Raw genomic sequence first — 22,081 nt, forward strand, 5'->3', positions numbered from 1 at the left:
AAGAAGGCAAAAATATATTTTTTGATCAATTCCAGACTGCGCGGTCTGAGGGAAGGGCATCAGCCCTCCCGACATCGATGACAAAAGTGCGCCTTCGCTTCATTGCCGTGGCGAGATTCGCTGACGCGATCTCAATGCGGCGCCTTGAGATTGGTTTCCTGCGGGAGCGTTTCGCCCGCCTTGTGCAGCGCCATCCACCGCTTCAGTTCCGCGACGTGCTCTTCCTCTTCGGCGACGAACTCCTTAGCGAGAACCTTGATCTCGGGATCGGTCGTCGTGTCGTAGATATGCTTGTAGAACTGATAGCCGCGAACCTCGGCGTCGAGGGCGATTTCAAGCGCCTGCTCGCGACCGATGAGCGGGTCGGTTCCCCAGATCGCCGCGGCTTCGGGGCTTTCGAGGTCCGGCCATTCGAAGTCGCCCGGTGCCTTCTTGGGAATCTCGCGATAACCGGCGCGGGCCATCGCATCGCCCATGTGAAGACGCGAATATTCCGAAAGCTGGCGGAAAAGCTTTCCCACCTCACGATTGCCAGCACCGTCCATGGCGTCGGCGAGTTGCGCGAAACGAAGCGTGGCTTCCTGTTCGAGCTTGATGGAATAGGCGAGAAATTCCTCGACGGAATCCATGATCTGTCCCCTTGTAAGCCTGCAAAAAAGCGACAATCCGACAGGCCTGAACTGCCGGTGCGCTCAGCACGCGCCTATCATAGTCTACTTTTCGGGCGCGTTCCCAAGTAATTCTAACCGGTCGCGGACGAAAGCCGCCTCGAAAGCCGGCAGCCCGCCCCATCGGGGCGGCCCTCGAAGCAGCGTGCGCGTGTCCCCGATTTAGCCGAACTTGAAAAGGACGCCGTAGCCGCCGCGCGGGTAAGTCCACGTCAGCGCGCCCGAGCCTTCCGCCAGCACGCGGCAGGTGCCGCATTCGAGACAGCCGTCGGGGCTCACTTCGACCTGCCCCTTGCCGTTCACTTCATAGCAATGAGCGGGGCAGATCTTCGTGAGAAGGAGAAGCTCCTTCGACGGTTTCTCGTGCGGAGCGACGACGATATGCGGACGCCCGGCGTCCACGAGATAGCGATTCTGATAAAGCTTCTCTTCGACGCGCACCGTTGGTGTTTCAGCCATTTCCAGTGTTCCTTTCCTGTTCCCGACCGACCTAGCGCCACGACCTTGCGAGCTTCCAAGCGTCGCTCGCGAGGCCTCTCACGCCGCGCGCCTTGACGAAGGAACGAACGATTTCCTTTTCCTTGCTCTTCTTGTCCTTCCCGTCCACGCGGAACCAGTTCTGCGCGGCCTTGGAGACGAGTTCGGGATAGCTGCCGAAGAGGCGATCGCGCGCGCCGTGCATGAAATCGGGCAGGCGCTTGTACTTCTTCAGATCCTTCATCACGAAGGACTGTTCGAGCATCTTCTGATAGATGGACAGGTTCTCTGCCGAGAACTTATCCTTGCGGGACTTGATCTGGAAGATCGCTTCCGCCGCGATGCGGCCCGTCGTCATGGCGAGGTTCGAGCCTTCGCGGTGGACGGCGTTCACAAACTGGCCCGCGTCGCCGACGATCACCCAGCCTTCGCCGAAGAGCTGCGGCACGGCATTGTAGCCGCCCTCGGGAATGAGATGCGCCGCGTATTCCTTCACTTCCGCGCCCGCGATCAGCGGAGCCACCGCCGGGTGCTTCTTGAAGTCTTCCAGAAGCTCGTAGGGAGCCTTGCCGGTGTGCGCGAAGTCGGAGACGAGGCAGCCGATGCCGATCGAGATGCTTTCCTTGTTGGTGTAAAGGAAGCCCGTGCCGGTCATGCCCTTCGTGATCGTGCCCGCGGCTTCGATCACGACGCCTTCGTCGCCCGAGATGTTGAAGCGGCTCTCGATCACGTCCGAGGGGAGGAAGTGCATTTCCTTCACCGCGAGAGCAACCGTGTCCGGCTTCGGACGCGGACGAAGCCCCGCCTTGGTGCCGAGCACGCCGTTCACGCCTTCGGCCATCACGACCACGTCGGCGAGGATGGTGCCGCCCGCGCGGTCCGTCTTGACGCCGATCACCTTGCCGCCCGAGAAGCAAAGGTCGGTGACGGTCGTCTCAAGGATGAGAAGCGCGCCAGCCTGCTGGACCTTCTTCGAGAACCACTTGTCGAACTGCGCGCGGATGATGGTGTAGCGGTTCGGCGCTTCCTCGTTGAAGTCGTCGGAACGGTAATGGACGCCCGTATAGGAGGAGTCGTCCATATACCAGAGACGCTGCTCGATCAGGTGGCGCTCAAGCGGAGCGTCGTCCCGGAAATCCGGGATGATCTTCTCCAGCATGTTGGCGTACATGATCGCGCCCTGCACGTTCTTCGAGCCCGGATATTCGCCGCGCTCGATCTGGAGCACTTTCAGGCCGCGCTTCGCCAGAGTGTAAGCACAGGAATTGCCGGCCGGTCCGGCCCCCACGACGATAACGTCGAATTTTTCTGCGGGCATGCGAGTTCTCCTTCGAAACCTTCCGCTCTATCAGCCGACAAGGCGCGAGCGCGTGTTGGGGGCGATCCGCTGACGGACTTCCTTCGCGAGCGCGGGGAGGAAGCGGACGGCGTCGGTAATGAGGCCGATATGGGCGAAGTCCATGATCGGCGCGTTCTTGTCCGTATTGATCGCGAGGATCAGGTCTGCGCCTTCGACGCCCACGCGATGCTGGATCGCGCCGGAGATGCCCGCGGCGATGTAGAGTTTCGGACGGATGGTCTTGCCCGTCTGGCCGATCTGGCGGTCGGCGGGGATCCAGCCGCGCTGCACGAGCGGACGCGAACCGCCCCATTCAGCGCCGAGAGCCTTCGCAAGGTCCTTCACGAGCTGATAGTTTTCAGCGCTGCCGAGACCGAGGCCGCCCGCGACGACAACGTCGGCGTAGGCGAGGTTCGACTTGTTGGAGTCGCGGTCCGGGATGAACTGAAGAAGCTTCGTGACGATTTCGTCCTCGATCATCTTGAAGTCGTATTCGATGACCGGGCCGGACTTGCCGTCCTGGCGCTCGGGCAGCGAGAACACGCGCGGGCGAACCGTGGCCATCTGCGGGCGGAAGTTCAGCGTATAGATCGTGCAGAGGAGCGAGCCGCCGAAGGTCGGGCGCGTCGCGGCAAGCGAGCCGTCGGCGTCGACCGCGAGTTCCGTGCAGTCCGCCGTGAGGCCGGTCGCCAGCGTCGTCGCAACCGAGCCCGCGAGGTCGCGGCCGAGCGTGGTTGCGCCAAGAAGCAGGATTTCCGGCTGAAACTTGTTAACCAGTTCCGTCATGCAGCGGGTGTACGGCTCATTGCGGTAGTCCGCCAGAACCGGGCTTTCAACGAGATAGGCCACGTCGGCGCCGTAGGCGTAACATTCCTGAACGGCGTTGCGGGTGTCTTCGCCGGCACCGCCGAGAACCACGCCGGCGAGCTGCACGCCGAGCTTGTCGGCGAGCTTGCGGCCTTCGCCCATGAGTTCCCACGAAACGGGATGCACGTGACCGCGCTCAAGCTCGATGAAAACCCAGACGTGCTTGTAGGACTTGAACTTCTCGGGAAGCTCTTTCTTCATTCCGGCGCGGCCGCCGGCGGCGGCGGGCTTCGGGGCGGGTGTCGTCGTCATAACCAAATCTCCGTATTGCGCGCTGGCTTAGCTTTGGGCCATGGCCGTCAGTTCTTTTTCGATGGTCGGCAGACGCCCGAAGATCTCGTCCAGCGTCTTCGCCGCGACCGCGTCCGGCGTGAGACCGCCGATGTCGATGATCTTGGCCTTCTCGGCGCGCGGCGACGGCGCGAACACGCGCTTCACCACGGTCGGCGAGCCCTTGAGGCCGCACTTGCCCATTTCGGCGACGCCAGCCGCTGCGGCGCTCCACGTCACGATCTCTGCGCGGGCGGCGGCCAGCGCCACGTCGATGGAGCCGCGACGAATTTCGTTGGTGCCTTCGAGCATCGTGATGAGGCACGGCAGGTTCGACTTCAGCACCTGCACGCCGCCCTCGGCGCGACGCTCGACGGTGATCGTCTTGCCTTCGAGGTTCACTTCGTTGATGCCGGACACATAGGTAAGCTGGTGCAGGTCGAGGCGCTTGGCGATGCCGGGGCCGACCTGCGCCGTGTCGCCGTCGATGGTCTGCTTGCCGGTGAACACGATGTCGACCGGCTCGTAGGTCTGGCCGATCTTGATGATGGCCTGGGAAAGGGCGTAGCTCGTCGCCAGCGTGTCGGAACCGGCGAAGGCACGATCGGTAAGGAGCACGGCGCGATCGACGCCGTAGGTCAGCGCGCGGCGCAGACTGTCTTCCGCCATCGGCGGCCCCATCGTGAGCACAGTCACCTTGCCGCCATGCTTGTCGCGCAGACGAAGCGCCGCCTCGATGGCGAACAGATCATACGGGTTGATGATGGTGGGCACGCCCTGCCGCATGATGGTGTTCGTCACCGGATGCACGCGAATTTGCGCGCTGTCCGGAACCTGTTTGATGCAAACGACGATATGCATGTATCAACCCTTCCTGCGTGCCGCTCAGCGGCCAATGATGGTTAGAGACTCGAGGGGCACGAAAGCCTTGGGCGCTTCTTCCTTCGGCTGATCGGGGTGGTGCTCCTGCAAAACCTTGAAGACGCGCTCCTGAAGGGGCGTTGACTTCAGAAAATCGTCATAGGCGTGAGCCAGCGTTTCGCGCGTGGCGACATAAACCTCTTCATCGGTCGCGCCCGTGAAATCCTTCTGCGCAAGATACTGCCCCATGCGTTTAAGGATATGCAGACGGGCCACACTGAGGCGCGCGGGATCGTAGTCGACCTTGAGATACGCGAAGAAATCTTCCGCCGATGGAAGTTTTTCGAGATCCGACAAAACGCTCATTGATGCCACCCTTTCGTTTCCACCGCGCCTTACGATACCGCCTTCAGACGAGACGACGGGGCCGACCGCTTGATGGGACAAACGCCCGCGTTGCCGTCGGACCGCTCGTCCACAAGGGCGGCGGCGAGCCTCAGCAGGGTGAAAGACGGAATGCAGGCTTTGTGCTTTTCCGCATAGCCCCTGACAGCGGCAAGAAGACGGCGCTCCTCGTCCTCGGTGAGTTGCAGGCCGAGATAAGACAACTCGTGACGCAATCCCGCAAGCCCGGAATGCTTGCCGACGACGAAGCGGTGATTCCGGCCGAGACGCCGCGGCGACAGCGCCTCATAGCAATCCTTGCTCTTGAGGATGCCGTCAACGTGAATGCCGGACTCATGGGTGAACACGTCCTTGCCGACGATGGGGGCCGCGCGTGCGATTTCGCGTCCGCTGCACCGGGCCACGAGTTCGCTCAGGTGACCGAGGGCCGGCAGATGGATGCGCGTGGCCTGCCCGAAGAGCGAATCGAGCGCGACGGCGATCTGTTCGAGGGGGGCGTTGCCCGCCCGCTCGCCCAGACCGTTGACGGTCACGCTGGCCGCGCTCGCTCCTGCTTCCAACGCGGCCAGCGTGTTGGCTGTGGCCAGACCGAGATCGTCATGGCCATGAAATTCGATGGGAAGGTCCGTGAGGTGCCTGACGGCTCCGATGGCGGCACGGACGGAAACCGGGTCGAGCACACCGAGCGTGTCGGCGAAGCGATAGCGAACCGCTCCGGCTTTGGCAGCCGCTTCGAGAATGGGTTCGAGCGTGTCTCGCGTTGCGCGCGACGAATCCTCGCCGCCGAAAGCGACTTCGAGGCCGTTCGCGCGGGCGTAGCCGATGACATCGGTGACGGCTGCCAGGACGCGCGGCAGCGAGCCGCCGAATTTTGCGGCAATCTGGAAGCGTGAAACGGGCGCCGAAAGGTTCACGATGGAGACGCCGGAAGCGATTGCGTCGTCCACGTCGCCGCGGCGCATGCGACACCACGCGATGACGCGCACCGGCAGGCCGGCCTTCGCGATCCGGCGGATTGCCTCCTGCTCGTCGCGGCCCATGGCGGGCGTGCCTGCCTCGATCTCGTCGATGCCGACATCGGAAAGCGCTGCCGCGATCTGCAGCTTCTCCGCGGCCGTGAAGGCGACGCCCGGCGTCTGCTCGCCATCCCGAAGCGTCGTATCGTTGATTGCGACGCGCCCGGGAAGAGCGCGGCGGACGAACAGCGCGTTATCGCCGCCCGCAGGCCCTTCGCCGTCGTTCGTTCCGTTGAGACCGTTTGAAAGGTCGCGCATCCTGCATTCCGCCTGGTAAGATTGCCGCGTAGATCCGCAGCGCGCACCTCTTAAAGCAGGAGCCGTGCCAAACGGCTAAGCGGCTGAAATGTGCTGAATAGTTTTAAATCGAGGGCGGTGTCGAAAGTCCGACATGTGTCGACTTTACTACATAGCGGAAAATGGCGTGCGAAAGAGGTAAAATCCACGCGAGCGGTCAAGCCGAGCTTCCGGTTCGCGGCCGACTACCTGATGCCGGTTACGGAGAGGACCGCGCTAACCACGCCGCCCGATGCCCAGATCAGATATCGCGAGAAGAAATCGAGGTCGAGGCCCGCACTGCGCCCTGCGTAAGGGAGCAGGAAAACCAGTGTCAGGATCAGCAGCAGCCCGTAAGGTTCGAGCCCCTCGAAACGATAGGCGAGACGGCGGGGCAGAAGCCCTGTCACCACGCGGCCGCCGTCCAGCGGCGGGATGGGCAGCATGTTGAACACGGCGAGGATCGCGTTGATCAGAATACTGTTCACGAGGTTTTGAGCGACCCACGCGTTCGCGGGCGAAGGCAACTCCCGCGCCACATAGAAAAGCAGGGCCGAGACGAGGGCGAGAAAGATGTTCGCTCCGGGGCCCGCGAGCGCCACGAGGATCATGTCGCGACGCGGATTGTTCAGATTGCGGAAATTCACGGGCACGGGCTTCGCCCAACCGAACAGGAAGGGCGCACGCACCAGAAGCAGCATGGCGGGTATAAGCACGGTGCCGACCGGATCGACATGCTTGAACGGATTTAGCGTGACACGGCCGAGCATCCATGCGGTGTTGTCGCCGAGGCGGCGGGCAGCGAAGCCGTGCGCTGCCTCGTGAAATGTGATCGCGAGCAAAAGCGGAATGACCCAGGTGGAGACCGTATACAGGATCGCGTTCAAATCTCCGCCCATTCCGATGCCTCCCGCTGCGCTTTCGCCTGCCGCCACTCTCGGGTTAAAGTGTTTATACGGCGTGTCCGGCACAAGCCGTTCTTTTTATTGTTCGCGTCGGCATCGCCGACACACTTTACGGGAGCGGTCGCGATGCCGGGCGTTCTTGTCTGTTATCCGGCCGCAGAAGTTCTCGGCTTCACAGCCGTGTCAAGACGGCGCCGCATCGTCAGCCGATGCGGACCGGGGGAAAAGGAACCATGACCGAAACGAAATCGCAGCCAGAGTTGAGAGTCCGCGCAGCCGAAAACGGCGGACGCTATAGCGAGGAAGACCGGATCGTGGAGCTTCGCGAACAGATCCTCGCCCACCTCATTTCAAAGACGGGCCGTGATCGCTCGTCTGCAAGTACGCGGGACTGGTTCCTCGCCACCGCCCTGACGGTGCGCGACCGCATCGTGGAGCGGTGGATCGCCTCGAAGCAGGAAAGCTTCGAGAAGGGACAGCGCCGGGTCTACTATCTTTCGCTCGAATTTCTCATCGGCCGCCTGCTGATGGATTCCCTCAACAATCTGGGGCTCACGGCCTCCGTTCGCGAGGCGCTGGCGGGGCTCGATGTCGACCTTGAAGAACTGCGCGTGATCGAGCCGGACGCGGCGCTCGGCAATGGCGGCCTCGGTCGCCTCGCCGCGTGCTTCATGGAAAGCATGGCGACGCTCTCGGTCGCGGCCTACGGCTACGGCATCCGCTACGATCACGGCCTGTTCCGGCAGGCGATCAAGGACGGCTGGCAGCATGAATATCCCGAAGACTGGCTCGCCTTCGGCAATCCATGGGAGTTCCCGCGGCCCGAAATCGAGTATGAGATCGGCTTCGGCGGCTCGGTCGAAGCGCAGGCGGACGGCCGCGCCGCGCAGATCTGGAAGCCGAATGAAATCGTCGAGGCCGTCGCCTACGACACACCCGTCGTGGGATGGCGCGGCGCATCGGTCAACTCGCTTCGGCTGTGGCGTTCTCGCGCCCCCGATCCTCTGCGCCTCGACGTGTTCAACGCGGGCGACTACGTGGCCGCGCAGGCCGATCAGGTGCGCGCGGAAAGCATCTCGAAAGTGCTTTACCCGAGCGACTCGACCCCCGCCGGTCTGGAACTCAGGCTTCGGCAGGAATATTTCTTCGCGGCAGCCTCGCTGAAAGACCTGATCCGCCGCCATCTCGCCCAGCACGGCGACATTGCGACACTGGCCGAGAAAAACGCGATCCAGCTCAACGACACGCATCCGGCCATCGCGGTCGCCGAAATGATGCGCCTGCTCGTCGATGTCTACGCGCTCGAATGGGACGACGCGTGGCGCATCACGCAGGAAACCTTTTCCTACACCAACCACACGCTGCTGCCCGAAGCGCTCGAAAGCTGGCCCGTGCCGCTGATGGAGCGGCTGCTGCCGCGCCACATGCAGATCATCTATCTGATCAACGCGCTGCATCTCGACCGCCTGCGCGAGGAGGGCGAGCACGATCAGGGGCTGCTTTCGAGCGTTTCGCTGATCGACGAGCATTCCGGGCGGCGCGTCCGCATGGGACACCTCGCCTTTCTCGGATCGCACAAGATCAACGGCGTTTCGCAGCTCCACACCGACCTCATGAAGGAAACGGTGTTCCACGATCTGCACCGGCTCTACCCCGACCGCATCGTCAACAAGACGAACGGCATCACTTTCCGCCGCTGGCTGTTCGAGGCCAATCCCGGCCTGACGCGCCTCATCTCCGAAACCATAGGCACAGCTTTCCTCGACACTCCCGAAGCGCTGCGGAAGCTCGAAGCTGTTGCCGCCGACAAGGAGTTTCAGGCGCGCGCGCTCGGCGTGAAGCAGAAGAACAAGGAGGCGCTCGCCAAGCTCATCACCGACCGGCTCCTCATCAAGGTGGACCCGGACGCGCTGTTCGACGTGCACGTGAAGCGCATTCATGAATACAAGCGCCAGCTTCTGAACGTGCTTGAGACCATCGCCTGCTACAACGACATCCGCGCGCATCCCACCAAGGATTTCGTGCCGCGCGTGAAGATCTTCGCGGGCAAGGCGGCGGCGAGCTATCATCAGGCGAAACTCATCATCAAGCTGATCCACGATGTCGGCCGCGTCATCAACAACGACCCGTCCGTGCGTGGATTGCTCAAGGTGGTGTTCCTGCCGAATTTCTGCGTGAGCCTCGCCGAGCGGATCATTCCGGCGGCCGACCTGTCGGAGCAGATCTCGACGGCCGGCATGGAGGCGTCAGGCACCGGCAACATGAAGTTCGCGCTGAACGGCGCGCTCACCATCGGCACGCTCGACGGCGCGAATGTCGAAATCCGCGAGCGCGTGGGCGAAGAAAACATCTTCATCTTCGGCCTGACGGCGGAAGAGGTGCAGGCCAGACGGTCGAAAGGCATCGACGCGCGCGAAACCATCGCCGCGTCGACGGTGCTGAAGGATGTGCTCGACGCCATCGCATCGGGTGTCTTCTCGCACGACGACAAGGACCGGTACAAACAACTGGTGGATATCCTCACCTACCACGATCATTTCATGGTGACCGCGGATTTCGACGCCTATTGTCAGGCCCAGCGTCTGGCGGATATCCGCTGGCGCGACAAGAAATCGTGGTGGCGCGGGAGCATTCTCAACACCGCGCGCGTCGGTTGGTTCTCCTCTGACCGGACCATCGCAGAATATGCGGAAGACATCTGGCGGGTTCCCGTCCGTACCGTCAATGCAAGCTAAAAGCCGTGTCCGATCGGGCTCAAGCCTGATCGGCGATTCTGTTCTGAACTTCAAAGAAGAGGGCGATAACCGGCCGGATTTGCGATGCAACCGGTCGGCAGGGCTCCAAGGGTGATATCGTGACCGAGGCCAACTGGCGAGCGCGGGAAGAGGATGTTTCGAGGATCGCGTCCGCCACACATGGCGACCCTTTCGCCGTGCTCGGAATCCATCGCGTCGATGGCGGCACGGCGATCCGCGCATTCGTGCCGGGCGTCGCGTCGCTCAACGCCGTCAACGGCGGCGCCACGATCCCGCTCGAACGGCGCGGCTTCGGCGACTTCTTCGAGACATTCCTGCCCGGCGTGACAGGAAGCTTCCGCTATCGCCTGCGCGCCGAAAACGACGGCCGCATCTGGGAATTCGACGATCCCTACACCTTTGGCCCCGTGCTCGGGCCGCTCGACGATTATCTGCTTGTCGAAGGCACGCACAAGCGCCTGTATGAGCGGCTCGGTTCGCACCCCATCCGCCATGAAGGCGTGGACGGCGTGCTGTTCGCCGTCTGGGCGCCACACGCCCGACGCGTATCGGTCGTCGGCGACTTCAATCAGTGGGACGGCCGCCGCCACACGATGCGCAAGCGCATCGACAGCGGCATATGGGAGCTGTTCGCGCCGGGCCTCGGCGAGGGAACCGTCTACAAATACGAGATCGTCGGCGTGAATGGCGATCTTCAGCCGCTCAAGGCCGATCCGTTCGGCTTCTCCGGCGAGATGCGCCCCTCGACGGCCTCCGTCGTCGCGCGGACTGACCGCCACGAATGGGGCGACGAGGCGCATATGGCCTGGCGGCCGACGGTCGAAGCCCGTCGCGGCCCGATGTCCATCCTTGAAGTGCATGCGAGTTCGTGGCGGCGCAAATGGGACGGCGGCTTCCTCTCGTATGACGAGCTTGCGGACCAGCTCATTCCCTATGCCGTGGACATGGGCTTCACACATATCGAGCTGATGCCGATTTCCGAGCATCCGCTCGACGCCTCATGGGGCTATCAGCCCATCGGGCTGTTCGCACCGACGCGCCGCTTCGGCGATCCGGCTGGCTTTCAGCGCTTCGTCGACGGCGCACACCGTGTCGGTCTCGGCGTCATCCTCGACTGGGTGCCCGCGCATTTCCCGACCGACGAGCACGGGCTCGCGAAGTTCGACGGCACGGCGCTCTACGAGCATCCAGATCCGCGCCGGGGCTTTCATCCCGACTGGAACACGGCGATCTACGATTTCGGCCGCCGCGAGGTGGCGAGCACGCTCATCTCCAACGCGATCTACTGGCTCGACCGCTACCATATCGACGGCCTGCGGGTAGATGCGGTCGCGTCCATGCTCTATCTCGACTATTCGCGGAAAGCCGGCGAATGGCTGCCGAACCCGGACGGCGGCAACCAGAACCATGACGCCGTGCGCTTCCTGCAAGATGCGAATGCCAGCGTCTACGGCGCCTATCCCGGCATCGCGACCATCGCGGAAGAGTCGACCTCATGGCCCGGCGTGTCGCAACCGACGAGCGCGGGCGGTCTCGGCTTCGGCTTCAAGTGGAACATGGGCTGGATGAACGACACGCTCTCGTACATCGCGCTCGATCCGATCTACCGGAAATATCACCACAACAAGCTCACATTCGGCCTGCTCTACGCCTTTTCCGAAAATTTCATCCTGCCGATCAGCCATGACGAGGTTGTGCACGGCAAGGGCTCGCTGCTCAGCAAGATGCCCGGCGACGACTGGCAAAAATTTGCCAATGTTCGCGGTTATTACGGGTTCATGTGGGGCTATCCGGGCAAAAAACTTCTCTTCATGGGCCAGGAATTCGCGCAGCGGGCAGAGTGGAATTTCGATGCGGAACTCGACTGGTGGTCGCTCGACCACGTGTCGCATCGCGGCGTGCAATCGCTCGTTCGCGACCTGAACCGCCTGCATCGCGAGAAGCCCGCGCTTCACGCGCGCGATTGCGAGCCGGAAGGGTTTCAGTGGATCGTCGTCAACGACGAGGCGCAGTCTGTCTTCGCGTGGGTGCGCTACGGCGGTCCGGGCGCGAAGCCGGTGGTCGTCGCCTGCAACTTCACGCCGGAGCCGCGCTACAATTATCGCATCGGGCTGCCTTTCGCCGGGCGCTGGCGCGAGATTCTCAATACGGATGCACCCGAATATGGCGGCGCAGGCATTGGCAATCTGGGTGAAGTCCACGCGTCATTGAACGAAAGTCACGGTCTGCCGGCATCGGCGGAAATCACCCTTCCCCCGCTCGCTACTGTTTATTTCGAGCATGACTCAGGTTAGACCAAGATTGTGTGCATCTTTCAAAAAGCTGTGATGGTTCTCCTTCACTCTCGCAGGGATCATTAAGCGCTGCTTCGCACTGTTTCGAGAACGGTTAGGCAACTTCCCCGGCGCTCGCGTCGACGCGTCGGCAGCATTAAAGCGCGTGCTTTTCGTGCCGCCTGAAGTGCGGCAGGCGGAAGCTCGCCTCGGAGGACACGATGAGACCGGTTGGAAGTTCCCCTCTCGCGCGTAACACGATGGCCTATGTCCTTGCAGGTGGACGCGGCAGCCGACTGCTGGAACTCACCGACCGACGCGCGAAACCCGCCGTCTACTTTGCCGGCAAGTCGCGCATCGTGGATTTCGCGCTGTCCAACGCCTACAATTCCGGCATCCGGCACATGGCGGTAGCGACACAGTACAAGGCACACAGCCTTATCCGCCATCTGCAACGCGGCTGGAATTTCCTGCGCCCGATCCGCAACGAAAGCTTCGACATCCTCCCCGCCAGCCAGCGCGTCTCGGAGTCGCTCTGGTATCTCGGCACCGCGGACGCCGTTTATCAGAACATCGACATCATCGAAGATTACGGCACCAAATATATCGTCATCCTCGCCGGCGACCATGTCTACAAGATGGACTACGAGTTCATGCTTCAGCAGCATGTCGATCAGCGCGCCGACGTGACGGTGGGCTGCATCGAGGTTCCCGTCGCCGAGGCCAGCGGCTTCGGCGTGATGCATGTCGACGAGACGGACCGGATCATATCGTTCGTCGAGAAGCCCGCCGATCCGCCTACCATGCCCGGCAAGCCGGACACCTCGCTCGCCAGCATGGGCATCTACGTTTTCGAGACGCAATTCCTGTTCGATCAGCTCCGCCGCGACGCCGCCGATCCGAATTCGAGCCACGATTTCGGCAAGGATCTCATTCCGTACATCGTGAAGCACGGCAAGGCATCGGCACACAGCTTCGAGCGCTCCTGCGTAAGGGCGGAGTCTGAAGCCGGAGCTTACTGGCGCGATGTCGGCACCGTAGACGCCTACTGGCAAGCCAACATCGATCTGACGCACGTCGTTCCCGACCTCGATCTCTACGATCAGAACTGGCCGATCTGGACCTATAACGAGGTAACGCCGCCCGCCAAATTCGTGCATGACGAGGACGGACGGCGCGGCTCCGCAATCGCATCGCTCATCTCAGGCGGCTGCATCGTGTCCGGCGCCAAGATCCGAAACACGCTTTTGTCGACCGGCTCACGCGTCAATTCGTTCTCCGAAATCGAAAACGCGGTGATCCTGCCCTATGTGCAGGTCGGCCGCTCCTGTCGCCTTCGCAACGTTGTCATCGACGCGAATGTAAAAATCCCCGAAGGGCTTGTCGTTGGCGAAGATCCGGAAGAAGACGCTTTGCGCTTTCGCCGGACCGAGCGCGGCATCTGCCTCATCACGCAGCGCATGATCGACGGGTTGGAAAAGTGAGCCGTCTCAAAGTCCTGTCTGCCGCTTCCGAACTTTATCCGCTCGTGAAAACGGGCGGCCTGGCGGATGTCACGGGTGCCCTGCCCGGCGCGCTGTCCGGCCTCGAAATCGATGTGCGCTCGCTCGTTCCCGGCTACCCGCAGGTCATCGGCGCGCTGGAAGGGGGCGAAACGGTCCTTTCGATCCCGGATCTGTTCGGCGGCCCTGCGCGCGTGCTGGCTGCCACGGCCGGCGCGCTCGACCTTTTCGTGCTCGATGCGCCGCATCTCTACGACCGCTCCGGCAATCCCTATACGCAGCCGGACGGCAAGGACTGGCCAGACAACGCATTTCGCTTCGCCGCGCTCGCGAGGACGGCCGCGCTCATCGCCGAAGGCGCGATCCCCGCGTTCCAGCCCGACATCCTGCATGTCCATGACTGGCAGGCGGCGCTTGCCCCCGCCTATCTGCGATATGGCGGAAAGAGCGGCGCGGCCACCGTCGTCACCGTCCACAATCTCGCCTTTCAGGGCCAGTTTCCGGCCGAGTTGCTTGGACCTCTCGGCCTTCCGCCCGAATCCTTCTCCATCGGCGGTGTCGAGCATTACGGCGCGGTCGGCTTCCTGAAGGCGGGCTTGCGTCTTGCCGACCGCATCACCACCGTCTCGCCGTCCTATGCGCTGGAAATCCAGCAACCGGAAACGGGAATGGGCCTCGACGGCCTCTTGCGCGAACGATCCGCGCGGCTGTCAGGGATCCTGAACGGCATCGATACCGACGTCTGGAACCCGGCGACGGACCCGCGCATCGCGGCAACGTACAGCGCCGAAAACTTCGACGTGCGTGCGAACAACAAGGCGACGCTTCAGGACATCTTCGGCCTTGAACCCGAACCGGGCGCGCTCGTCGTCGGTGTCGTCAGCCGCCTGTCCTGGCAGAAAGGGCTGGACATCCTCGCCGAGGCGCTGCCGGTGCTTCTTGGCGAAGGCATGCAGCTTGCGCTTCTCGGCGCCGGAGATGCGGACCTCGAAGCCCGCTTTCGGGCGGCGGCGGAGGCAAATCCCGGCCGCGTCGGCGTCCGCATCGGCTATGACGAAGCGGTCGCGCATCGCATTCAGGCGGGATCGGACGCTCTCGCCGTGCCGTCGCGCTTCGAGCCGTGCGGGCTGACGCAGCTTTGCGCGTTGCGCTACGGCGCCGTTCCGCTGGTGGCGCGCGTCGGCGGCCTCGCTGACACGATCATCGACGCGAACGAAATGGCCCTTGCGGCGGGCGTGGCAACGGGCATCAAATTCCAGCCCGGCCAACGCGAAAGCCTTGAGCTTGCGCTGCGCAAGGCAGCGACCCTGTTCCGCGACCGCGGCACATGGCGGCGGCTTCAGCTCAACGGCCTGGCCACGGACGTATCCTGGCGCGCACCCGCAAGACGTTACGCGCAGCTTTATCGCGAGCTTGTCGCGGAGCGCTCGACGGTTTCGGGCGCGACCGCGTGACGGCGATCCGCGTCGGCGAAGGCTCGCCAGAGCCGCTTGGCCTGACGCTCGATGCGCACGGTGCAAATATCGCGGTGTTCTCCGCGCATGCGACGGCTATCGAGCTGTGCCTGTTCGATGCGTCTGGGGAACGCGAGGTGGAGCGTATCCGCCTTCCCGCCCGCACAGGCGATGTGTGGCATTGCCATATCGAGGGGATCGGCGCTGGCACGCGCTACGGGCTTCGCGCCCACGGCCCTTACGATCCCGCGAGCGGCCATCGCTTCAACCCGGCGAAGTTGCTCGTCGACCCTTATGCGCTCGCGCTCGACCGACCGTTCGAGCTTCATCGCTCCATGTTCGGTTATCGGCCGGGCACCGATGACCTCACGCGCGACGACACCGACAGCGCCGCCGCCATGCCGAAGGCAATCGCGGTCGACCTTCCACAAATCCCGTCGCCAACGCGCCCCCACGCGACGAACGGCGCGCCTGCGATCCTCTACGAACTGCACGTGAAGGGCTACACGAAGCGTCACCCGCTCGTGCCGGAACCCGTGCGCGGCACCTTCGCGGGCCTCGCCGATCCCGCCGCCATCGAGCACCTCGCGAAGCTCGGCGTGACGGCGGTTGAACTTCTGCCCTCTGCGGCCTGGATCGACGAGCGCCATCTCGCAGCGGCGGGCCTGACGAATTACTGGGGCTATAACCCCGTCGCCTTCATGACACCGGACCCGCGCCTTGCGCCCGGCGGCTGGGCTGAAGTGCGCGCCGCCACCGATGCTTTGCACGCTGCGGACATCGAAGTGATCGTGGATGTCGTCTTCAATCATACGGGCGAAGGCGACGAACTCGGCCCGACGGTCAGCTTTCGCGGCCTCGACAACGCCACCTATTACCGCCTTCGCGCCGACGACGCGCGCTTCTACGTGAACGACGCGGGCTGCGGCAACATTCTCGCCGCCGACCGACCCGCCGTGCTGCGCCTCGTCATGGACAGCCTTCGCGCGTGGGCGACGCTCGGCGGCGTGGACGGCTTCCGCTTCGATCTCGCGACGACGCTCGCCCGCCGCGAAACGGGGTTCGACGCGCACGCGCCGCTCATCGCGGCCATCGCTCAAGACCCGCTCCTGCGCCGCCTGCGGCTCATCGCAGAGCCCTGGGACATCGGTCCGGGCGGCTATCGGGTGGGCGCTTTCCCCGCGAATTGGGGCGAGTGGAACGACAAGTTCCGCGACGGCGCGCGCCGCTTCTGGCGCGGCGACAGTGGGCTTGCGTCGGAGATGGCGACGCGGTTTTCCGGCTCGCAAGACATATTCGCAAAGCGCCGTCCATCCGCCAGCGTGAACTTTGTCGTTGCGCATGACGGTTTCACTCTTGCCGATCTCGTCGCCCACGAACACAAGCACAACCATGCCAACGGCGAAGACAACCGCGACGGCACGAACGACAACATCTCCTGGAACAACGGCGTCGAGGGCGCGACCGGCGACGCGGCCATCCTCGCGGCGCGGCGGCGCGACGAACGCGCGCTTCTCGCAACGCTCCTGTTCGCGCGCGGCACGCCGATGCTCGTCATGGGCGCGGAAACCGGTCAGACGCAGTTCGGCAACAACAACGCCTATGCGCAGGACAATGAAACCGCCTGGCTCGACTGGGCGGGCGCCGACGCGGCGCTGACGGCGTTCACCGCGCGCGCGATCGCGCTGCGCAAGGCGCATCCGGCGCTGTGGCGCGACCGCTTCCTTTCCGGCGAACCGCAAGACGCAAGCGGCGTCCCGGATGTGCAATGGCTATCGCCGACCGGCGCGCCGATGCGGGCGGAAGACTGGACGCGTGGAAACCTTCACACCGTGATCGCCGCGCTTTACACGCCCGAGGCGGGCGGCCGCGCGGCAGATCGCGTGCTGGTGGCGCTTCATGCGGGGCGAGACCCGGCAAGGATTGCGCTGCCGGAGCCTCGCGAGGGCTTCGCGTGGCGCGCAGTGCTCGATAGCTCGGACGAAACCGGCGAGCCGCGAAGCGCTTCAGCGGATGGGGACGCCGAAATCGCGCCGCGCTCGGTTGTAATCCTGACAGAGGAACGCGAAGCGGGCGAGCGGGCCAAGCGCCGCAGCCCCGAGCCGGAGCTTCTCGACCGCCTCGCGCAGGTGGCGGGCATCGCGCCGGATTGGTACGACATCACCGGCAAGCGCCATGTTGTACCGAACGAAACGAAGCGTGCGCTCCTCTTCGACATGGGCCTTCCCGCCGAAACAGGCGGCGAAGCGCGGGCGAGCCTCGGCCAAATCGTCGATGAACACTACCGGCGCAGGCTGCCATTTTCGTTCGTCGCGCGCGAGGGTGAGACCGCGGGGCTTCGCATCGCCTCCGATGATCGGCGGGCGCCTCGCTGGTTCGTCGTCGAGCGCGAAGATGGCGGCGAGGACGCCGTCGCGCTTGACGAAGCCGCGCCCGAAACGATCACAGCACCGGACGGGCGCCGCGTCGACACCATCCGCGCGCCTCTGCCCCCGCTCGCGCCCGGCCGCTACACGCTTCGCCTCGAAAACCATCCCGACGCCGCCTGCCGCCTCACGGTCGCGCCGCGCCGCTGCTATCTTCCTGACCAGCTTCGCGACGGCGGAAAGGCGACCGGCCTTGCCGCGCAGCTCTATGCGCTCCGGCGCGAGGGCGATCAGGGCATCGGCGATTTCACGACGCTGGGCCGGATCGCCGAAGACACGGCGCGCGCGGGCTACGCCACGCTCGGGCTGAACCCCTTGCACGCGCTGTTTCCAGGCGACCGCGACCGTGCCAGCCCTTATTATCCTTCCGACCGGCGCTTCCTCGATCCGCTTTACATCGACGTCTCGGCCCTCGAAGGCCCGCGCACGCGCGCCGCAGCCGCAGAGCACACCGCCGCGTTTGCAGCGCTTTCAGCCAAGCCGAACGTGGATTACGCGGGCGTCTGGGCCGCCAAGCGCACCGTTCTGGAAGCGTCGTTCGCGGATTTTGAGGCGACAGGCGACAAGGCAAGCTTCAACGCCTTCGTCGCGGCGGGTGGAGCGGCGCTTGCAGGCTTCGCGCTGTTCGAGGCCATCGGCGAGACGCGCCCCGGCGAGCCATGGCCCGCATGGCCGGATGCGCTTCGCAACCGCCATCCGTCCGCGCTCGCGTCCTTCGCGGCGGAACATGCGCCACGGCTTCGCTTTCATCAATGGCTGCAATGGGTTGCCGAAACGCAGCTCGACGAAGCGGCGCGGCGCGGCGCGGACGCCGGGCTGTGGCTCGGCTTCTATCGCGATCTTGCCGTGGGCGCGGCTCCCGACGGCGCGGAAGCCTGGACGAATGCCGACCAAATGCTCACGCGCGCAGCCATCGGCGCGCCGCCCGATCCGCTGGCCGAAGGCGGCCAGAACTGGGGGCTTCGGCCGCCGAACCCGCTCGCCTGGTCGCGCAACGGCTATGATGTGTTTCGCGGGGTCATCGCGGCGAACATGCGCCACGCAGGCGCCCTTCGCATCGACCACGCGATGGGCCTCGCGCGGCTGTTCGTGATCCCCGAGGGCGCAAGCGGGCGCGACGGCGCCTACATCGGCTTCCCCGTCGAGGATCTCATCGGCGAACTGGCCCTCGAAAGCCGGGGCGCGCGCTGCGTCGTCATCGGGGAAGATCTCGGCACCGTACCGTGGGGCTTCCGCGAGACGATGGAAGCCGCAGACGTGTTGAGCTATCGCGTGTTCTGGTTCGAGCGCCACGGTGAGGGCTTCGCTCCGCCCCGCACTTACCCCGCGAAGTCCATCGCCTGCCTCTCGACTCACGACTTGCCGACGCTCAAAGGCTGGTGGGAGGGCGAGGACATCCGCGAGAAGGAAGCGCTGGGCCTCATCGCACCGGACGAGGCGGCTGCGGCTCGCGAGCGCCGGGCCAGCGACAAGGCTGCGCTCATCGCGCTTCTTGCGGCGGAGGGTATCGAAGCTGCAACAGCGCCGGATACGCCTTTCGATCCGGCGCTGACGGATGCCGCACATCGCCTGCTTGGCACCGCGTCTTCGCTCATCGCCATCGAGCAGATCGACGACCTCGCGGGCGAGACGACCGCCGTCAACCTGCCCGGCACGGACCGCGAGCGTCCGAACTGGCGGCGCAAGCTCGCGGCGATGCCCTCGCTCGCGAAGCGATAGCTCGGCGATCGTGACAGAGACGTGACGCGGCTGCTTTCACCGCCGGAGACTTTGCGGTGACTTTTGCGTTATCGCGACACCCGAACCGATTGCTTCAAGCCGACAGCAAGAATAGTTTGCTTCATTCGCAATCGACGCGCGATTTGCGACCCATGGAGCCCGGCCTTGAGCATAGAACCGCAAACGGAAAAGTCCGACTTTCCCAATCCTCACGAGGCCCGTTTTCATCTCATCGGCGCAGGCATATCGTCCCTCGCGGCCGCCGCTTTCCTCATCCGCGACGGCAAGATCGCCGGACGTAACATCGCCATCTACGGCGACCAGCCGAGGCCCGGCGGCAGCCTCGATCAAGCGGGCTCCGTCGAAACGGGTTATGTGGCGCGCGGCAGCCGCGTGCTCGAACCCCATTATGTCTGCACGTTCGATCTGTTCTCGACCATTCCTTCGCTCGACGGCTCGCGTTCGGTCACGCAGGAGATTTTCGCCTGCAACGAGGCGCTGAAGACGAACGCGCATGCGCGCATCGTGCGCGGCGGCGAGAAGGTCGAATCGCCCGCATTCGGCCTCAGCGAAGAGCATCGCCTCGCCATCATCGACATCGCGCTGAGCCCCGAAAGCGTGCTCGGTTCGAGCGCGGTCAGGGATCACTTCGACGAGGCGTTCTTTTCGACCGGCTTCTGGACGCTGTGGGCCACGACCTTCGCCTTCCAGCCGTGGCACAGCGCGGTGGAGATGAAACGCTATCTGATGCGCTTCGTCCACATGATGCCGGGCTTCAGCCGCCTTCAGGGCTTCATGCGCACGCCCTATAACCAGTACGACACCATGGTGCGGCCGCTCGCGCGCTGGCTCGATCAGCGCGGCGTCCGCTACAAGACGGGCGCCGCGGTCACCGACATCCGCTTCGAGCGCATCGAGGACGCGCAGCGCCCCTCTGCTCTCATTCTGGAAAAGGACGGCGCGATCGAGGAGGTCAAACTCGACTCGAACGATTACACCATCATCACGCTGGGCTCGATGATCGACTCGGCATCCACCGGCGCCATGGACAAGCCCGCGCCATTCGAGCCGGGCCGGCGCGGCGCGGCATGGCGGCTGTGGGAAAAGATCGCCGAAGGACGTCCGGAGTTCGGCAAGCCGGCGGCGTTCGACAACCGCGTCGATCAGTCCAAATGGGTGTCTTTCACGGGCACGATGCGCGATCCGGCGTTCTTCCAGCTCGTGAAAAGCTTCACCGGCAACGTGCCGGGCGAAGGCGGTCTGATCACCTTCGCCGACTCGGGCTGGCTCCTTTCCATCACCCTGCCCCAGCAGCCGCATTTCATCGGCCAGCCTTATGGCGTCGAAGTCTTCTGGGGCTACGGGCTCAGCGTCGACCGCCCCGGCAATTTCGTGAAGAAGCCCATGGCGGAGTGTACCGGCCGCGAGATCATGATGGAGGTGCTGGGCCACCTCAACGCGGAGGACAAGGCCGCCCGGGTTCTGGATAACGCCATCGTCATTCCGCGCGCGATGCCCTACATCATGTCGGAGTTCCTGACGCGCGCGCCGGGCGACCGGCCGCATGTGATGCCGAAGGGCTGGTGGAACCTCGCCTTTGCCGGGCAGTTTTGCGAGCTTTCCGACGATACCGTGTTCACGGTCGAATATTCCGTGCGTTCGGCACAGACGGCGGTCTACTCGCTGCTACAGCTCGATAAGGCGCCGCCGCCGGTTTACAAGGGGCACCACAACCCGGTCGTGCTGTACAAGGCATTCATGTCGCTTACGAGTTGAAGGACCGGGATTTTTCGGGACAGAGAGCATCAGGCGAACTTTGCCTCGTCCGGCGCCGGATTCCGAAATGAATCCGCGCCGAGCTTGCCTGCGGAAGCATTCAACCGGCACTGCTGTTTACGCGCGCGCGTGATCGTGTTATGGGCAGGCGCATGACCGAACCGGACGCACATCCCCTGTCATCCTTCGAAAGCCGACGACGATCGCGCCTTGCGTGAGCCTGCGCGTGCAAAACGCCGCAAGCCGCCGCTGTCCTCCCCGGTCTTTCTGAGAACAGGTTCGCGATGACGATGCCGTCCGCCACGATCCGGCTGCAAACGCCTGACGATCAACAAGCCCTTCTATACCTGAACGAATGCGCCTTCGGGCCGGGTCGTTTCGCCCGCACCGCCTATCGCGTCCGCGAGCGGGCGGCGCGCGATCCGCTGCTGAATTTCTGCATGGAGCTCGACGGCGAAATCGTCGGCGCGCTGGACCTGACGCCGATCTCCGTCGGCGGCGTGCCGGGCGCTCTGCTGCTCGGCCCGCTGATCGTATCGGGCGATCATCAGAGCAACGGTCTCGGCCTTCGGCTGATGCTGTACGGGCTCAAACAGGCGAAAGACCTCGGCTATCGGCTGGTTATCCTCGTGGGCGACCTGCCCTATTACGTGCGCGCCGGGTTTCGCCCCATACCGCTCGGCCGCTTGGAGCTTCCGGGGCCGGTCGATCCGGCGCGGCTGCTTTACGCCGAACTCGTTCCCGGTGCGCTGGAAGAGTACAGCGGCCTTATTCGCGGCATGCGCGAATTGAGCGACCTAGGCCAGAGCGCGCCAGCGCTCGCCGAGGACGCGGCGTAGCGGCTCAAGATCTGACATTTCACCCCGGATTGGCCCGTTTTCTCCGAGAGCCAGACCAGAAATCGCTGCCATCGCCCGCGCGGGCGATGGCGTCCGCAAACCGATGCGAAGGTGATTTCCAGAGCGGCTCATGGGCTTGAATGCGACCGACGCCGCCGCCCCAATGCGCGGGCCGGAATAAAAGTCCGGCATTTCAGCGTTCCATGTGCGAAATCATTGGAATGGCGACGCCCATCTAGGATAAAGATTGTT

15 protein-coding genes are annotated in these 22,081 nt (G+C 64.1%); 7 read left to right on the top strand and 8 right to left on the bottom strand.

Going from position 1 to position 22,081, the window contains the following annotated elements:
• Positions 1 to 131 precede the first annotated feature (131 nt).
• From EK416_RS05260 to EK416_RS05295, 8 genes are all read right to left on the bottom strand, one after another.
• The gene (locus EK416_RS05260; protein ID WP_127076461.1) at positions 132 to 629 is read right to left on the bottom strand and encodes a ferritin-like domain-containing protein; all 498 of its coding nucleotides are present in this window, start codon (positions 627 to 629) and stop codon (positions 132 to 134) included.
• A gap of 201 nt (positions 630 to 830) precedes the next feature.
• Complete coding sequence (locus tag EK416_RS05265) at positions 831 to 1,127, bottom strand: ferredoxin family protein (protein ID WP_127076462.1); 297 nt, start codon at positions 1,125 to 1,127, stop codon at positions 831 to 833.
• A gap of 31 nt (positions 1,128 to 1,158) precedes the next feature.
• On the bottom strand, positions 1,159 to 2,463 hold the full coding sequence (locus EK416_RS05270; RefSeq protein WP_127076463.1) for an FAD-dependent oxidoreductase: 1,305 nt from the start codon (positions 2,461 to 2,463) through the stop codon (positions 1,159 to 1,161).
• A gap of 30 nt (positions 2,464 to 2,493) precedes the next feature.
• Positions 2,494 to 3,603 (bottom strand): electron transfer flavoprotein subunit alpha/FixB family protein, encoded by a 1,110-nt coding sequence (locus tag EK416_RS05275; RefSeq protein ID WP_127076464.1) that lies wholly within the window; start codon positions 3,601 to 3,603, stop codon positions 2,494 to 2,496.
• Between the two features lie 27 nt (positions 3,604 to 3,630).
• Complete coding sequence (locus EK416_RS05280) at positions 3,631 to 4,482, bottom strand: electron transfer flavoprotein subunit beta/FixA family protein (RefSeq protein ID WP_127076465.1); 852 nt, start codon at positions 4,480 to 4,482, stop codon at positions 3,631 to 3,633.
• A gap of 24 nt (positions 4,483 to 4,506) precedes the next feature.
• Entirely contained in the window at positions 4,507 to 4,848 is a 342-nt protein-coding gene (gene nifW, locus EK416_RS05285) for a nitrogenase stabilizing/protective protein NifW (protein WP_127076466.1), read from the bottom strand.
• A gap of 29 nt (positions 4,849 to 4,877) precedes the next feature.
• Positions 4,878 to 6,161: a homocitrate synthase gene (gene nifV, locus EK416_RS05290; protein ID WP_127076467.1), complete on the bottom strand. Its 1,284-nt coding sequence runs from the start codon at positions 6,159 to 6,161 to the stop codon at positions 4,878 to 4,880.
• A 224-nt stretch (positions 6,162 to 6,385) separates the two neighbouring features.
• Positions 6,386 to 7,078, bottom strand: a complete 693-nt coding sequence (locus EK416_RS05295) for a site-2 protease family protein (RefSeq protein ID WP_127076468.1) — start codon at positions 7,076 to 7,078, stop codon at positions 6,386 to 6,388.
• A 239-nt stretch (positions 7,079 to 7,317) separates the two neighbouring features.
• On the opposite strand from EK416_RS05295, the gene EK416_RS05300 reads away from it, so the two are divergent.
• The 7 genes from EK416_RS05300 to EK416_RS05330 all read left to right on the top strand — a co-directional run bounded on the left by EK416_RS05300 (position 7,318) and on the right by EK416_RS05330 (position 21,829).
• Positions 7,318 to 9,819: a glycogen/starch/alpha-glucan phosphorylase gene (locus EK416_RS05300; RefSeq protein ID WP_181952120.1), complete on the top strand. Its 2,502-nt coding sequence runs from the start codon at positions 7,318 to 7,320 to the stop codon at positions 9,817 to 9,819.
• Between the two features lie 119 nt (positions 9,820 to 9,938).
• Positions 9,939 to 12,134 (top strand): 1,4-alpha-glucan branching protein GlgB, encoded by a 2,196-nt coding sequence (gene glgB, locus EK416_RS05305; protein WP_127076469.1) that lies wholly within the window; start codon positions 9,939 to 9,941, stop codon positions 12,132 to 12,134.
• Between the two features lie 200 nt (positions 12,135 to 12,334).
• Positions 12,335 to 13,597 (top strand): glucose-1-phosphate adenylyltransferase, encoded by a 1,263-nt coding sequence (glgC, locus tag EK416_RS05310; protein ID WP_127076470.1) that lies wholly within the window; start codon positions 12,335 to 12,337, stop codon positions 13,595 to 13,597.
• Positions 13,594 to 15,069, top strand: a complete 1,476-nt coding sequence (gene glgA / locus EK416_RS05315) for a glycogen synthase GlgA (RefSeq protein WP_127076471.1) — start codon at positions 13,594 to 13,596, stop codon at positions 15,067 to 15,069. The genes glgC and glgA overlap by 4 nt, the downstream gene beginning before the upstream one ends.
• Positions 15,066 to 19,214, top strand: a complete 4,149-nt coding sequence (gene glgX / locus EK416_RS05320; RefSeq protein WP_127076472.1) for a glycogen debranching protein GlgX — start codon at positions 15,066 to 15,068, stop codon at positions 19,212 to 19,214. Before glgA ends, glgX begins: the two co-directional genes overlap by 4 nt.
• 165 nt (positions 19,215 to 19,379) lie before the next feature.
• Positions 19,380 to 20,990 (top strand): oleate hydratase, encoded by a 1,611-nt coding sequence (locus EK416_RS05325; protein WP_127076473.1) that lies wholly within the window; start codon positions 19,380 to 19,382, stop codon positions 20,988 to 20,990.
• 284 nt (positions 20,991 to 21,274) lie between these two features.
• Entirely contained in the window at positions 21,275 to 21,829 is a 555-nt protein-coding gene (locus tag EK416_RS05330) for a GNAT family N-acetyltransferase (RefSeq protein ID WP_127076474.1), read from the top strand.
• Positions 21,830 to 22,081 lie beyond the last annotated feature (252 nt).

Origin of the sequence: Rhodomicrobium lacus (assembly GCF_003992725.1) — a bacterium.
Taxonomy (GTDB): Bacteria; Pseudomonadota; Alphaproteobacteria; order Rhizobiales; family Rhodomicrobiaceae; genus Rhodomicrobium; species Rhodomicrobium lacus.

Coding starts and splice junctions, on each gene's coding strand:
- EK416_RS05275 (WP_127076464.1), bottom strand. CDS start 3,603: ATGACGACGACACCCGCCCCGAAGCCCGCCGCCGCCGGCGGCCGCGCC.
- EK416_RS05300 (WP_181952120.1), top strand. CDS start 7,318: ATGACCGAAACGAAATCGCAGCCAGAGTTGAGAGTCCGCGCAGCCGAA.
- EK416_RS05330 (WP_127076474.1), top strand. CDS start 21,275: ATGACGATGCCGTCCGCCACGATCCGGCTGCAAACGCCTGACGATCAA.
- nifW (WP_127076466.1), bottom strand. CDS start 4,848: ATGAGCGTTTTGTCGGATCTCGAAAAACTTCCATCGGCGGAAGATTTC.
- glgC (WP_127076470.1), top strand. CDS start 12,335: ATGAGACCGGTTGGAAGTTCCCCTCTCGCGCGTAACACGATGGCCTAT.
- EK416_RS05260 (WP_127076461.1), bottom strand. CDS start 629: ATGGATTCCGTCGAGGAATTTCTCGCCTATTCCATCAAGCTCGAACAG.
- EK416_RS05295 (WP_127076468.1), bottom strand. CDS start 7,078: ATGGGCGGAGATTTGAACGCGATCCTGTATACGGTCTCCACCTGGGTC.
- EK416_RS05265 (WP_127076462.1), bottom strand. CDS start 1,127: ATGGCTGAAACACCAACGGTGCGCGTCGAAGAGAAGCTTTATCAGAAT.
- EK416_RS05280 (WP_127076465.1), bottom strand. CDS start 4,482: ATGCATATCGTCGTTTGCATCAAACAGGTTCCGGACAGCGCGCAAATT.
- EK416_RS05270 (WP_127076463.1), bottom strand. CDS start 2,463: ATGCCCGCAGAAAAATTCGACGTTATCGTCGTGGGGGCCGGACCGGCC.
- nifV (WP_127076467.1), bottom strand. CDS start 6,161: ATGCGCGACCTTTCAAACGGTCTCAACGGAACGAACGACGGCGAAGGG.